The following is a 13,398-nucleotide window of genomic DNA, read 5'->3' on the forward strand; positions in this document are numbered from 1 at the left end:
CCTACTCCATTAGTGAATCTGCGATTACACCCAAGTTCGCGTCAGTTTTTCCGCTTCGTGCTCTACTTAGCAATAGTGTTTCTTCTTTCTGTTTCTCCTCGTGGAATAATTTCGACGGTAAAGTGAGCACGAACCCCAATTCCCGGGTAGCGCCATCTTTAATGTCAAACTGGACTTATTGACTATTCCAACTGGATATAAGGCAAATTTCATGAGATGGCTATCGTTTGTAACTGGAACTGCAGATTGGCGAAAAACGTCAACAGTCGTGACCAAGTCAGGCATGGTTCTTAAATGGAAGGGGAACTCCATGAACTATTTCAAGAGCATAAAACGGGTGGTGTTATTTTCGGCCGTAGCAGCGCTTTCAACGTCTGCGGCCTATGCCGAAACCACGGTCGTGGTCGGTTATCAGCAGATCGTCGGGCCGTTTCTGACCGCGATCGCTAACGGAAAATTCGATGCTGCAGCCAAGGAAGCCGGATACAAGATTGACTGGCGCCAGTTCGCATCGGGTGGCGATATTTCGACGGCACTTGCTTCCGGCAACGTACCGATCGGCGTTATCGGTTCAACGGGCATCGCAGCAGCCGCCACACGCGGTGTTGACCTTCAACTTTTCTGGATTCTCGATAATATCGGCAAATCGGAAGCACTGGTAGCGCGCGAAGGTTCGGGCATAGAGAAGCCGGAAGACCTCAAGGGCAAGAAGGTCGGCGTGCCTTTTGTCTCGACCTCGCATTTCCATCTCCTTGTCGGCATGAGCGACATCTGGAAGATCAATCCGCGCGACGCGGAAATACTCAACATGACACCGCCGCAGATCGTTGCCGCCTGGCAGCGCGGCGATATCGACGCAGCCTATGTCTGGCCTCCTGCTCTTTCCGAAATCCTCAAGACCGGCAAGGAAATTGCCAATTCCGAAGAAATCGGCGCGAAAAGCGTCCCGACTTTCGACGGCCTTGTGGTGGATAAGAGCTTCGCCAGCGAAAACCCCAAATTCATGACCGCCTTTACCACGGTGCTGAAGGATGCCTATGCCGACTACAAGGCCAATGGCGGCCAGTGGACGGCAGACTCCGAACAGGTCAAAGGTATGGTCAAGCTGATCGGTGGCAATGCCGCTGACATACCGGGCGCACTCGCGCTGTTGTCCTTCCCCACCGTGGAAGAACAAGCCTCCCCGACATGGCTCGGCGGTGGCAAGGACAGCGGAGCGCTCAAATCCGTCACCCAGAGTGCGAAATTTCTTGTCGACCAAAAACAGCTCGACCAAGCTCTGGATGACTATAGCGGCAACGTAAATGGCAGTTTTGCCGAAGCCGCAGCGAAGTAATTACGTAAAGTAATTCAAGCGCCTCCGCCAGCGGCATGCCTTCGGGCAAGCCGCTGAACCGAGACGGTTCCTGCAATGTTGTGTGTGCCTTCTGGCTTTTGCCGGAACCGCTTCTTCGTTCCCGAAAGGTGACGTAATGGAAACCTTGAACGTATCGAATGTCAGTCTGACCTATCCCGGTCTTTATGTGGAAGAAGCCGTGATTGCGCTGAAGGGCGTTAATTTGCGGATCGACAGCGGGGATTTCGTGGTGGCGCTTGGTGCGTCCGGCTGCGGCAAGACCACGCTTCTCAATCTGATGGCGGGGTTCATGATCCCGTCATCCGGCGAAATCACGTTGGGCGGAAGGCAAGTGCGTGGTCCCGGCGCCGACCGGGGTGTGGTGTTCCAGAAACATGCTCTGCTTCCCTGGCTCAATGTCGTTGACAACACCGAGTTTGGCCTGAAGCTTCAAGGTGTACCGAAGGCAGAACGCCGGGCGCGTGCCACGAAAAATCTGGCGCTGGTCGGCCTGCAGGATTTCCACAATCACAAGATTTACCAGCTTTCCGGCGGTATGCAGCAGCGTGTCGGCATTGCCCGCGCACTGACCTGCGACCCGGCGATGCTGCTTATGGACGAGCCCATGGCAGCGCTTGATGCCCTCACCCGCGAAACGATCCAGGAATTGCTTTTGCGGGTATGGCAAGTGACCAACAAAATGTTCTTCTTCATCACTCACAGCGTCGAAGAGGCCTTGTTCCTCGGTTCGCGGCTGATCGTCATGTCGCCGCGCCCCGGACGGATCACCCATACCTATGATCTGGATTTCAACCGACGCTTTCTGGAATGCGGTGACGCGCGCGCCGTCAAGTCCAGTCCCGACTTCATTAAGATGCGTGAGACAATTCTGGGGATTATCTATGGCGATGAACGTGCATCAGGAAACCCGGAACTGGTCCATGCTTGAGTTCGTAACTCGGGCAAGACCAGTCAAACCCGGTAAAATCTATGGCGCCCCCGGCGACGGCAATAGCGGCTTCATCAGCCTTGTAACCGCACTGATTTTGCTGGGGCTCTGGTTTCTCGTAACGGGAATGGGCTGGGTCAAGCCGCTGTTTCTCCCCTCTCCCTTCGCTGTCTACGGCAAGTTCATGGTTGCCATGACCGATGGCGTGGCAAACTCCACACTGGCCGAACATACGCTCGCCAGCCTTGGACGCGTATTGGGTGCTTTCGCGATTGCCTGCATCACGGCAATTCCCATCGGCATCATGATGGGTATGAGCAGCTTTGTTCGTGGCGTGCTGGACCCCATTATCGAGTTTTACCGACCATTGCCGCCGCTTGCCTATCTGCCGCTGATCATCATCTGGCTTGGTATTGGCGAGTTCCCGAAGGTGTTCCTCATCTTTCTCGCGATCTTTGCGCCAATGGCGATCGCAGCGAGAGCTGGCGTGCGCTCGGTCTCAACCGAACAGATCCATGCCGCCTATGCGATGGGCGCATCCCGGACGCAGGTAATAACGCAGGTCATCATGAAAGCGGCCATGCCGGAAATCTTCACCGGCATGCGCATCGGGATCGGTGTGGGCTGGACGACGCTGGTAGCGGCGGAAATGGTGGCGGCGCATCGCGGTCTTGGCTTCATGGTACTCAATGCAGCCCAGTTTTTGGCCAGCGACACCGTCATCATGGGCATCATCGTCATCGGTGTATTCGCTTTCGCCTTCGACCTTTTGATCCGTTACATGGAAAAGGTCCTCATCCCGTGGAAGGGTAAAGTCTGATGGCGCTACAACCGCTTTAACCAGCCCGACCGAAATCCAATTCGCAATATCAATCGCGCGGCAACTCTGCCGCGCCACAGGGAAGCTTTGCCCGAAATCAGGGCAGATTTCAGACCTATCAAGGAGCATTCGAATGTCCGCCGGACAACTCACAGAGAAGCATTTTTCCGACCTCTTCGACGCCTTCAACCGGCACGACATCGACGCGATCATGGCCTTCTTTGCCGACGATTGTGTGTTTTACACCATCGGTGGTGAGGAAGTTTACGGCACCCGTCTCGAAGGCAAGGATGCGATTGCCAAGGCTTTTTCCGGCGTCTGGGCCGCGATGCCCGACGTGAAATGGGACGGACACAGGCATTTCGTGAGCGGCGACCGTGCCGTGTCCGAATGGACCTTTCGCGGAACGGATGCCAACGGCGCACGCGTCGAGGCAGAAGGCTGCGATCTCTTCACACAGCGCGACGGCAAGATCGTCCGCAAACAGGCATTCCGCAAGAACCGGCCTTTGCTGAAGGCGTAAGCCCCAACATCGCCAGTCGGTGTTTTGGAGGACCGACATATGGATACCCACACTCTCAACAGTTTCTCGGCCACCCAGCCATTCGACCCCGCCTATGATCCGGTGGTTTCGAAGACACCCGGACAAGGCCGCGACTATGCTCCGACTTACTGGATAGGCACTGCCGGACCGGCGCCGGAAGACGATGGCCCTATTCGCAGAGACGTCGATGCCGATGTCGTTATCGTCGGCTCAGGCTATACCGGTCTTTCGGCGGCAATCCATCTCGCTCGGGATCATGGCGTCAAGGCCGTGGTGCTGGAAGCAAATGGCGTCGCCTGGGGCTGCAGTACCCGCAATGGCGGTCAGGCGCAGATTTCAGCTGGCCGGCTCAAGCGTTCACAATGGATCGAGCGCTGGGGTGTGGACGTCGCCCGGAAATTGCATAAGGAAATTGCCGAGGGTTTTGATCTCTTTCGTTCACTCATTGCCGAACCGGAAATTGATTGTGATCCGCAGGATGGCGGTCATCTCTACATCGCCCATCGCGACAAGGTCATTCCTTCGCTGGAAAAAGAATCCCGCCTGCTGAATGACGTATTCGGCTATCGGACGCGCATGGTCGGTCGCGACGAGATTCACCGCGATTTCATCCGGGATCAGGAAGCTCGCGGAGCTATGTATGAGCCAGACGGCATTGGCATTCACGCCGCGAAACTTGCCTTCGGCTATCTCCGGCTTGCACGCAAGCTGGGCGCAAAGGTGCATACCGCAAGCCCGGTTCTCAGCTGCCGCAAGAATGGCGGTGTATTCCATCTCAACACGCCGAACGGTACGGTCACGGCGCGACAGGTTTGCTTCGCGACAGCGGGATACACCTCACCCGGCCTCCATCCTCTCACCCGTTACCGGCTGATGCCGGTGCTGTCTAACTCTGTCGTGACACGCCCACTGACGCCCGATGAAATTGAAGCATGCGGCCCCAAGACCGGCATTCCGCTAACCGACACGCGCACGCTTCGTCACTATTATCGTTTTCTGCCTGACGGGCGGATGCAGATCGGCAGCCGCAGCGCCATTACCGGGGCTGATGCACCGAACCCTAAACATTACGATCTGCTGCTTTCGGGCCTTTACCGGAAGTTCCCGGCTCTGAAAGGCATCAAGATCGATTATTCCTGGTGGGGGTGGGTCGATGTCAGTCATGACATGATGCCCCGCATCTATCGTCCTGATCCGACGCAGGAAATCTACTATGCCATGGGCTACGGCGGCAACGGCGTGATGTATTCAGCGCAGGCCGGACGCCGGGTTGCCCAACTGATGACGGGTCGGGGACAGGAACTCGACCTGCCGATCTTCACCTCTGAATTGCCGAGTTACGGCATGCTGACGCCATTCAGGCGCATAGGCCAGCGCGCAATGTATCACTGGTATGCGCTGAAAGACGAAGTTCTCTGAATTCCAAGGAAAGGTACGCGCCATGAAAATGACGACGGAAGAAGCATTTGTTAAGGTCTTGCAGATGCATGGGATAGAACATGCATTCGGGATCATCGGCTCCGCGATGATGCCGGTATCGGATTTGTTTCCGAAGGCGGGCATTACCTTCTGGGATTGCGCCCATGAGACGAATGCGGCACTGATCTGCGACGGTTATACCCGCGTGACAGGCAAGATGGGCATGGCGATTGCCCAGAACGGGCCCGGCGTAACCGGCTTCGTGACTGCCATCAAGACTGCTTACTGGAACCACACGCCGATGCTGCTTGTCTCTCCGCAGGCTGCCAACAAGACCATCGGTCAGGGCGGTTTTCAGGAAGTTGACCAGATGGCGCTGTTCGAGGAGATGGTCTGCTATCAGGAGGAAGTGCGCGACGCGACGCGCATTCCCGAAGTGCTGAACCGCGTGATCGAGAAGGCATGGCGCGGCTGTGCACCGGCGCAGATCAACGTTCCCCGTGACTTCTGGACTCAGGTCATCGACGTCGACCTGCCACAGATCGTTCGACTGGAACGCCCGAGCGGCGGACGCGATGCCATTGCCGAGGCTGCAAAGCTACTAACCAATGCGAAATTCCCGGTCATCCTTAACGGGGCCGGTGTCGTTATCGGCGGTGCGATCCCTGAATCCATCGCGCTTGCTGAAAGGCTTGATGCGCCGGTCTGCTGCGGCTATCAGCATAATGATGCCTTTCCCGGCACCCATCCGCTATCCGCAGGTCCACTCGGCTACAATGGCTCCAAGGCCGCGATGGAGCTGATCTCCAAGGCCGATGTGGTTCTGGCGCTCGGCACCCGTCTCAATCCGTTCTCGACCCTGCCCGGCTATGGCATCGATTATTGGCCGAAGGATGCAAAGATCATTCAGGTCGACATCAATCCTGATCGTATCGGCCTCACCAAGAAGATATCGGTCGGCATTTGCGGCGATGCCAAGCAGGTTGCGCAGCAGATTCTCGACCAGATGGGAGCCAATGCGGGCAATGCAGGTCGCGACGAGCGCAAGCAGCTCATCCATCAGCGTAAATCCGCCTGGTTGCAGCAGCTTTCCTCAATGGATCATGAGGATGACGATCCGGGCACGCATTGGAATGCCGGTGCGCGCGAGCGCGAGAAGGACCGCATGTCGCCGCGGCAGGCATGGCGTGCCATTCAGGCTGGAATGCCGAAGAACGCCATCATGTCCACCGACATCGGCAATAACTGCGCCATCGGGAACGCCTATCCAAGCTTCGAACACGGACGCAAATATCTGGCGCCGGGCATGTTCGGCCCCTGCGGTTATGGCTTCCCATCCATCGTCGGCGCCAAGATCGGCCAGCCTGACACGCCAGTGGTCGGCTTTGCAGGCGACGGTGCGTTCGGCATATCCATGAACGAGATGACCTCCATCGGTCGGAAGGGCTGGCCTGCGATCACCATGGTCATCTTCCGCAACTATCAGTGGGGTGCCGAAAAGCGCAATACGACGCTGTGGTACGACAACAACTTCGTCGGCACCGAACTCAATCCGAACCTGAGCTACGCCAAGGTGGCGGATGGCTGCGGCCTGAAAGGCGTGACCGTCGATAGCCAGCAGGCGCTGACCGAAGCCTTGCAGACGGCAATCGACGAGCAGGCCAAGGGGGTGACTACCTTCATCGAAGTCGTGCTCAATCAGGAACTGGGCGAACCATTCCGCCGCGATGCGATGAAGAAGCCCGTTGTCGTGGCCGGCATCGACAAGGCCGACATGCGCCAGCAAATGCCCGTCTGAACCAGTCCGTCAGTGATCAGGCCGGGAGCGCAACTCCCGGCCTTTTGAAGAGATTGCGCCATGCTGCCGTTGGAAAAGATTTTTGAGAAAGCTCGTTCGAAGCCACGTCACATCGTGCTAGCCGAGGGCGAAGACCCGCGCATCATCGATGCGGCGCTCCGTGCCGAACGCGAAGCCATTGCCCGCATCACGCTTCTGGGCTCCGAAAGCGTCATCAGCAGGCAGATTGACGGCTCAAAGATCGCGATCATCAACCCAGAGACATCGGACAAAAGCGCGGATTATGCGCAAAAACTCTATCGGCTGCGTCAGGCCACAGGCATGACGGAAGGACAGGCTGAGGCGATGGCGAAGACGCCACTCGGCTTCGCCGCCATGATGGTACGCGAAGGCGATGCGGATGGGACGGTGGCTGGCGCAGTCGCAACGACAGCCGATGTGGTGCGCCATGCCCTGCAGATCATCGGCAAGGCCGAAGGCGCATCACTCGTCTCAAGCTTCTTCCTGATGCTGCTGTGCCAGTCTCATCATCAGAAGAAAGGCGCTTTCGTCTTTGCCGATTGCGGCCTCGTGGTGGAACCGGATTCCGCACAACTTGCCGATATCGCCATCCAGTCGGCAGATTCATACCGCCAGCTCACGGAAAAAGATGCGGCCGTTGCCATGTTGTCCTTCTCCACCGGCGGCAGCGCTGCGCATGAGCGCGTATCAAAGGTCGTTCAGGCAACCCGGACGGTGCAGGAGCGTAAGCCTGATCTGTGCATCGATGGAGAATTGCAGTTCGACACGGCATTCGTCGAGGCTATCAGCCATGCCAAATCGCCGGACTCACCGCTCAAGGGCAATGCCAACGTCTTTGTGTTCCCCAATCTCGAAGCCGCCAATATCGGCTACAAGATTGCCCAACGTATTGGTGGGGCGCAGGCCATAGGCCCAGTGCTTCAGGGCCTCGCCAAACCCGCTAATGACCTCTCACGCGGGTGCAGCGCTGACGATGTCCTCCACATGATCGCTATAACCGTCAATCAGGCAAAGTGAAGGACATCGCGCCGCTATTCGCGAACCGCTATGACTTCAGGAAGCGCGTGGCGATGCCGTTGAGAAACTGTGGCAGTACCGTAAAGGCATAGGGTGCATAGACCCGCTCCAATCGCTGATGATACTCGCGGCCCCACGGGCCGATATTCACCACCGGATAAGAAAGCGCTTTCGGATTGGCGCGGTCGATAAATTGAGCCGCTGGTGTGTTGGCCGCAATGACTTCACTATCCGTCGCGTCCGGGATATGACCGAAGAAGCTCATATCTGAAATACCGGCGAAAATTTCACGATACCGGATCGTCGTTTCGAACTGGCGCTCTGCATGCGCGCGTGCGGTTTCCAGAGCTTCTGCGAAACGCTGTTCTTCGGCCGTTTCGACCCCCATGCGAACGTGAGGATAGACGAGACTTCCGAAGCCGATAATGACCGCCGGGCCTGTAACGCGTGCCTCAGCAACCATGGCGTTGACGAGTTCCCGCGTGATGAGAAGCGGGTTGTCGCTGCTTGAAAGTTCAGCTTCCAGTGCCGCTATCCGTTCCAGTGCCGCATCACCACCAATACGCCGGACTTCGTCGCGCAACTCGGCTGTGGTCAGAATTCTGCCCTTGTGATTAGCATCTGCATCGCTGCCAACCAGCTTTGCAAAGCGCTCTGCCTCCACATTGAAGTGCGTGATCGCCCGATCCAGCGCCTCACCGACAATTGCCTTGAACCGGTGGAATAAAGCATCAGGCGAGACGGAATGGGTCAGCCAGTTGAAAGCAATCCACGTCCGTTCCGGTGTGGTCACTTCATAACCGCCGCGAAAATCCCGCGCTTCAAGGCAGATCGGAGGTGGCGACACTTCACCATCAGCCGTATCACAAAGGGTTGCATTGGCTTCCACCGCACGCATGATTTCCGACGCGATGAGATGCGCGCTGACACCTTCAAACGGATAGCTCGCATGAGAAGGCTGTCCGACCACAAAAGCAAAGGGAAGTTGCTTGCCGATTGTGCCCCGATAGATGGCTCGGCCTTCCGCACCGTCACCCTGATCGCTCGTTGCGTCAAGATTGATACCGGCAACGATATCGAGGCCCCAGCGTTCGGCAAGTTCCGGCAACGCATCGCGCAGGCTGCGCATTCCCCGCGAACCACGCTCTTCGTCAGGCGTCGCAAACAAAATTAGATTGCCTTCGCGATCTGCCTGCTGCGAGAAATGTTCCAACGTTGCGATACCGGCTGCAACACCGCTTTTCATGTCGAGCATGCCCCGACCGGGAATGTAATTTCCGCTCTGGAAATCAGCGAGTGCCTTTTCCTCATTCGGCGCAAGCGGACGGCTGGTAAGGTCGTTCAGAAGAGCCTTAAGCAGAGCATCCGGCTCGAAAGCAAGATGTTTCAAATCGCGATAGTTTGCAGTTTCCACCACATCGAAGTGCCCCGCCAGAGCCAGGGTTCGCCGCCCGGCACCGCGCACGACGGCGATAACATTCTTGGTCATCGGCGAGCCGTGACTGTCGATGACGGCAATATCTTCAGGGTTCTTCTGGAAATAGGGGATCTCGCGCAAAAGCTCGGCCAGCTTCGGCCCGAACGATGCCTCGTCAGGTGTTCCCGTTTCGCTCGGCCATCTCACCATGCGATAGGAGAGTTCTCGCACCCGTTCTGTCGGGTTCCATTCATTTGGGGATGCCACGGTCTTTCCTCGCTCAATAGTTCCCCGTCTCCGTGCCTTGGGGAAGGCACAGGCGGGTTTTCAAATCTGGTTTAAACGTCGACTTACTGGTTGAGATGCTTTCGCAGGAACGCTCTCGTTCTTTCATTTTCCGGATTGGTGAAGATCACATCCGGCTTGCCTTCCTCGACGACAACGCCCTTGTCCATGAACAGAACCTTGTCTGAAACTTCGGCGGCAAAACGCATTTCGTGGGTCACGATGAGCATGGTCATGTGCTCATGTGCGAGCTGTTTCATGACCTGATTGACTTCCTCGACCAGTTCGGGGTCGAGCGCAGAAGTCGCCTCGTCGAACAGCATGACTTTCGGCTGCATCGCCAGTGCACGGGCAATAGCCACGCGCTGTTTCTGCCCGCCCGACAGACGCGACGGGTACATGCTGGCCTTGTCTGCAAGACCGACCTTCTTCAAAAGCGAAACGGCAAGTTCCTGCGCTTCCTGCTTGCTCTTGCCCTTCAATTTAATGGGGCCGAGCGTGATATTTTCCATGACATTGAGATGCGGAAACAGATTGAAATGCTGGAAAACCATGCCCATCTGCTGGCGCACGGCATTGATATGCCGCTCGAAGGCGCGTCCGTTCAACGGCTGGTTTACCTGTACGCCATCCAGCAGTATCTGGCCTGAGTTGACCGTTTCCAGATGGTTGATGGAGCGCAGCAAAGTACTTTTGCCGGAACCGGACGGCCCGATAATGGCGATGATCTGGCCGCGTTCAACCGACAGATTGATGCCCTTGAGAACTTCGAGCGCGCCGTAAGCCTTGTGGACATCGCGCACTTCCACCATGGGTTTGCTGTTGCTCATCGGTAAGCCTCGACTTTCTTTTCCATCCAGTGCAATCCGGCTTCCAGGATGAGATTGAGTACGTAGAAGATCACTGCGGCAGTGATATAGAATTCAAACGGGCTATAGGTTTCACTGATCGCCTGCTGCGATGCGTGAACCAGCTCGGTAATACCGATTACCGATACGAGCGCCGTGTCCTTCAAAAGCGCAATCAGATTGTTGCCCACCTGCGGCAGCGCGTTGCGGACAGCTTGCGGCACGATGATGTAGCGCAGCGTCTGACCGTTGCCGAAACCTAGCGAACGGGCACCTTCATTCTGCCCCGGATCGACAGTCAGGATCGCGGTGCGGAAGATATCCGAATTATAGACCGCAAAATGCAGGCCAAGGCCGATGATACCAGTCCATACGGCTGGAATGTTGATGCCGATCTGCGACAGGCCGTAATAGAGCAGGAACAGCTGCAGAAGCAGCGGCGTACCCATGAACAGCCAGATGAAGAAGCGGACAGGGTAACGCACCAGCCAGTTGCCATAGAGAACGAGCAAGGCAAAAGCGATACCGCCGAAGAAGCTGACGATGGATGAGGACACGGCGATGATGAGCGTCCACCAGATGCCGGTCATCAGAAGTTCAGTATAGGGCGGGACGATAGAGAAATCGAGTTGCATGGGATCACCGCCTATTTGAGCGCATAGCGGGCTTCGAGGAAATCGACGAAGCGTGCAACGATATAAATGAGGACCATGTAGATGGCCGCGGCGATGCCGAAGATTTCAAACGGACGATAGGTCGAGCCGATGAAACGTTGAGCCGTGTAAGTCAGTTCGACCACGGAAATCGCGGAAACGAGAGCAGACCCCTTGATCAGCATGACTGTGTTGACACCGAGCGAACGGATCATGAGCCGCGCTGCCTGCGGCAACACCACAAAGCGCATCGACTGTCCGTTGCTGAAGCCAATGGAACGGGCGGCTTCGTTCTGCCCGGTATCGACCGTCAGAATGGCGCCTCGCATGGCTTCGGCATAATAAGCGCCGATATTAAGGCCAAGACCAATGGCACCGGCTGCGAATGGTTCGAGATTGATGCCGATCTGCGGGCCGCCGAAATAGAGAACGAAAAGCTGCAGAAGGCACGGCGTGCCGCGAAAAACGCTGACATAGGCTGTACCGATAAAACGCAGCGGCCAGAAACGCGATAGTTTTGCAGATGTGGCAAGCGCACCGACGCTCAACCCGATCAGAATGGCAAGCGCCGATATTTCGACGGTAACCAGGGCGGCCTCCAAAAAATATGGAAAGACCTCCACCATCAAAGAGAAGTTCATTATCTCCCCTTTCCTGTCTGGAAACCCAAGCCGGAAAGAAATGTTGCCGGGACAATTGCGTTAATAGCTGTCCCGGCTCGGGGTTTCATGCGGTTAGCGGATGTCGCGACCGATCCACTTGGTCGAGATTTTCTCGTAGCTACCGTCCGCTTTCATGTCGTCGAGAGCCTTGTTGATCGCATCCTTAAGCTCAGGGTTACCCTTGCGCAGAGCGATGCCGACATTGTCGGTGCCCTGAAGTTCAGGCGTATCGAGCTGACGAACCTTTTCGCCGCTTTCCTTGATGGCGATCAGGATCGGAATGTCATCCGATGCAATGGCGTCCACGCGACCTGAACGAAGCTCAAGCAGCAGTTCCGGGATGCCCTTATAGGTACGGACGGTCCAGCCACCCTGTTCGCGCGCCCACTTGTCGCTGGTTTCGCCAAGCGTCACGGCAATGGTCTTGCCCTGTTTCAGTTCGTCCATGGACTTCACCGGCGAGGTTTCCGTCACGAAAATTCCACGGCCACCGCGATAGTAAGGGCCTGCGAAATCGACAGCCTTTTCGCGTTCCGGCGTGATGCTCATGCTGCCGACGACCACATCGAACTTGCCCGCACGCAGGCCTGCAATGATGCCGTCGAAAGCGATGGTCACGACAACCGGCTTTACATCAAGGCGCTTGGCAATTTCGGTGCCGATATCGACGTCGAAACCGACCACCTGGTTCTGACCATCAACAAAACTGAATGGCGGGAAAACACCGCTCATGCCGATGCGCAGTTCGCCGCTCTGCTTGACCTTTTCGAGGTCGTCCGCATGAGCGGGAGCGAGCATCATCAGCGCACCGACGCCAGCGGCAATGAGCGAAGACAGAAGGGTTTTCATTTCATTTTCTCCTAAGTGATCGTGTCGCGATCACGGGCGATGCCCGTTCCGAGCGCCCGGCTGGACGCATCTTTCCAGATCGTCGACGCCCGACGGGCGACGGCAAATTTCTTGAGAAAACAGATTCGGAACAGGCAAGAACGATATGCTCTGGTTACCCAGGAGCGGGAGAAAGAAAAGCTCCATCGATCCACCTCCGAAATTCCCCTTGCCGGTTGCGTTGCTTGCTTATCCGGCTTGTTTGTTTTCAAGCACGCTAACGGAGCAAAGGATCAACGAAAACGTCAATTCTGTATAGAAATGTCCAGCAATCTGCGATAAACGCAATCAAACTGACGAAATCGTCAAATGGCGGTGTGGTGATGGATGATCTGGATCAACGATTAATATCGGAACTGCGCATCAATGCGCGTGCGTCCATTCCGACTCTCGCCAGTATTTTGGGTGTGGCGCGGGGCACGATCCAAAGCCGGATGGAACGCCTGATCGCATCAGGCGTCATTGCAGGCTTTACAGTCAGATTGAAGGATCATGGTGCCACCGACATGATCCGCGGCATCATGATGATCGAATTGACCGGGCGAAACATCAAAAGCGTGATAGCGACTTTACGCAAGAACCCCGGCTTTTCCGCGGTGAACACCACGAATGGTACGTGGGACCTGATCGCCGAGATCGAAGTCCCCAACATGAATGAATTTCACCGGCTGGTAACAGGTATCCGCGCCATGGACGGGATCGCGAAGTCCGAGACGCACATCTTTCTCGGACCCGCCTGAA

At 56.5% G+C, this 13,398-nt stretch carries 13 protein-coding genes; 8 read left to right on the plus strand and 5 right to left on the minus strand.

The window, feature by feature from the left end; all coding sequences use genetic code 11:
• Positions 1-310 precede the first annotated feature (310 nt).
• The 7 genes from tauA to pta all read left to right on the plus strand — a co-directional run bounded on the left by tauA (position 311) and on the right by pta (position 7,904).
• Positions 311-1,336: a taurine ABC transporter substrate-binding protein gene (tauA, locus tag KWJ32_RS03565; protein ID WP_040128344.1), complete on the plus strand. Its 1,026-nt coding sequence runs from the start codon at positions 311-313 to the stop codon at positions 1,334-1,336.
• A gap of 136 nt (positions 1,337-1,472) precedes the next feature.
• Complete coding sequence (locus KWJ32_RS03570; RefSeq protein ID WP_010658704.1) at positions 1,473-2,285, plus strand: taurine ABC transporter ATP-binding protein; 813 nt, start codon at positions 1,473-1,475, stop codon at positions 2,283-2,285.
• Positions 2,278-3,105, plus strand: coding sequence for an ABC transporter permease subunit (locus tag KWJ32_RS03575; protein ID WP_010658703.1), 828 nt, complete (start codon positions 2,278-2,280; stop codon positions 3,103-3,105). The genes KWJ32_RS03570 and KWJ32_RS03575 overlap by 8 nt, the downstream gene beginning before the upstream one ends.
• Positions 3,106-3,238: 133 nt before the next feature.
• Entirely contained in the window at positions 3,239-3,628 is a 390-nt protein-coding gene (locus tag KWJ32_RS03580) for a nuclear transport factor 2 family protein (RefSeq protein WP_012092921.1), read from the plus strand.
• A 39-nt stretch (positions 3,629-3,667) separates the two neighbouring features.
• Entirely contained in the window at positions 3,668-5,068 is a 1,401-nt protein-coding gene (locus KWJ32_RS03585) for an FAD-binding oxidoreductase (RefSeq protein ID WP_012092920.1), read from the plus strand.
• A gap of 22 nt (positions 5,069-5,090) precedes the next feature.
• Complete coding sequence (gene xsc / locus KWJ32_RS03590; protein WP_012092919.1) at positions 5,091-6,866, plus strand: sulfoacetaldehyde acetyltransferase; 1,776 nt, start codon at positions 5,091-5,093, stop codon at positions 6,864-6,866.
• A gap of 60 nt (positions 6,867-6,926) precedes the next feature.
• A complete protein-coding gene (gene pta, locus KWJ32_RS03595; protein ID WP_151609525.1) occupies positions 6,927-7,904 on the plus strand; it encodes a phosphate acetyltransferase in 978 nt (325 codons plus the stop codon).
• Positions 7,905-7,932: 28 nt separating this feature from the next.
• Here the strand turns inward: pta and KWJ32_RS03600 are convergent, their stop codons facing one another.
• The 5 genes from KWJ32_RS03600 to KWJ32_RS03620 form a co-directional block, all read right to left on the minus strand.
• On the minus strand, positions 7,933-9,531 hold the full coding sequence (locus KWJ32_RS03600) for a M20/M25/M40 family metallo-hydrolase (protein WP_080514355.1): 1,599 nt from the start codon (positions 9,529-9,531) through the stop codon (positions 7,933-7,935).
• Between the two features lie 140 nt (positions 9,532-9,671).
• The gene (locus KWJ32_RS03605; protein WP_012092916.1) at positions 9,672-10,436 is read right to left on the minus strand and encodes an amino acid ABC transporter ATP-binding protein; all 765 of its coding nucleotides are present in this window, start codon (positions 10,434-10,436) and stop codon (positions 9,672-9,674) included.
• Positions 10,433-11,089, minus strand: a complete 657-nt coding sequence (locus KWJ32_RS03610; RefSeq protein ID WP_012092915.1) for an amino acid ABC transporter permease — start codon at positions 11,087-11,089, stop codon at positions 10,433-10,435. The genes KWJ32_RS03605 and KWJ32_RS03610 overlap by 4 nt, the downstream gene beginning before the upstream one ends.
• 11 nt (positions 11,090-11,100) lie before the next feature.
• A complete protein-coding gene (locus KWJ32_RS03615) occupies positions 11,101-11,748 on the minus strand; it encodes an amino acid ABC transporter permease (RefSeq protein WP_012092914.1) in 648 nt (215 codons plus the stop codon).
• A gap of 93 nt (positions 11,749-11,841) precedes the next feature.
• Positions 11,842-12,618: a transporter substrate-binding domain-containing protein gene (locus KWJ32_RS03620; RefSeq protein ID WP_012092913.1), complete on the minus strand. Its 777-nt coding sequence runs from the start codon at positions 12,616-12,618 to the stop codon at positions 11,842-11,844.
• 362 nt (positions 12,619-12,980) lie between these two features.
• On the opposite strand from KWJ32_RS03620, the gene KWJ32_RS03625 reads away from it, so the two are divergent.
• A complete protein-coding gene (locus KWJ32_RS03625) occupies positions 12,981-13,397 on the plus strand; it encodes an Lrp/AsnC family transcriptional regulator (RefSeq protein WP_010658693.1) in 417 nt (138 codons plus the stop codon).
• The last annotated feature ends 1 nt before the right edge of the window (position 13,398 follow it).

This window comes from Ochrobactrum sp. BTU2, from assembly GCF_024539785.1.
Lineage (GTDB): Bacteria > Pseudomonadota > Alphaproteobacteria > Rhizobiales > Rhizobiaceae > Brucella > Brucella anthropi.

Coding starts and splice junctions, on each gene's coding strand:
- tauA (WP_040128344.1), top strand. CDS start 311: ATGAACTATTTCAAGAGCATAAAACGGGTGGTGTTATTTTCGGCCGTA.
- KWJ32_RS03570 (WP_010658704.1), top strand. CDS start 1,473: ATGGAAACCTTGAACGTATCGAATGTCAGTCTGACCTATCCCGGTCTT.
- KWJ32_RS03575 (WP_010658703.1), top strand. CDS start 2,278: ATGCTTGAGTTCGTAACTCGGGCAAGACCAGTCAAACCCGGTAAAATC.
- KWJ32_RS03580 (WP_012092921.1), top strand. CDS start 3,239: ATGTCCGCCGGACAACTCACAGAGAAGCATTTTTCCGACCTCTTCGAC.
- KWJ32_RS03585 (WP_012092920.1), top strand. CDS start 3,668: ATGGATACCCACACTCTCAACAGTTTCTCGGCCACCCAGCCATTCGAC.
- xsc (WP_012092919.1), top strand. CDS start 5,091: ATGAAAATGACGACGGAAGAAGCATTTGTTAAGGTCTTGCAGATGCAT.
- pta (WP_151609525.1), top strand. CDS start 6,927: ATGCTGCCGTTGGAAAAGATTTTTGAGAAAGCTCGTTCGAAGCCACGT.
- KWJ32_RS03600 (WP_080514355.1), bottom strand. CDS start 9,531: ATGGTGAGATGGCCGAGCGAAACGGGAACACCTGACGAGGCATCGTTC.
- KWJ32_RS03605 (WP_012092916.1), bottom strand. CDS start 10,436: ATGAGCAACAGCAAACCCATGGTGGAAGTGCGCGATGTCCACAAGGCT.
- KWJ32_RS03610 (WP_012092915.1), bottom strand. CDS start 11,089: ATGCAACTCGATTTCTCTATCGTCCCGCCCTATACTGAACTTCTGATG.
- KWJ32_RS03615 (WP_012092914.1), bottom strand. CDS start 11,748: ATGAACTTCTCTTTGATGGTGGAGGTCTTTCCATATTTTTTGGAGGCC.
- KWJ32_RS03620 (WP_012092913.1), bottom strand. CDS start 12,618: ATGAAAACCCTTCTGTCTTCGCTCATTGCCGCTGGCGTCGGTGCGCTG.
- KWJ32_RS03625 (WP_010658693.1), top strand. CDS start 12,981: ATGGATGATCTGGATCAACGATTAATATCGGAACTGCGCATCAATGCG.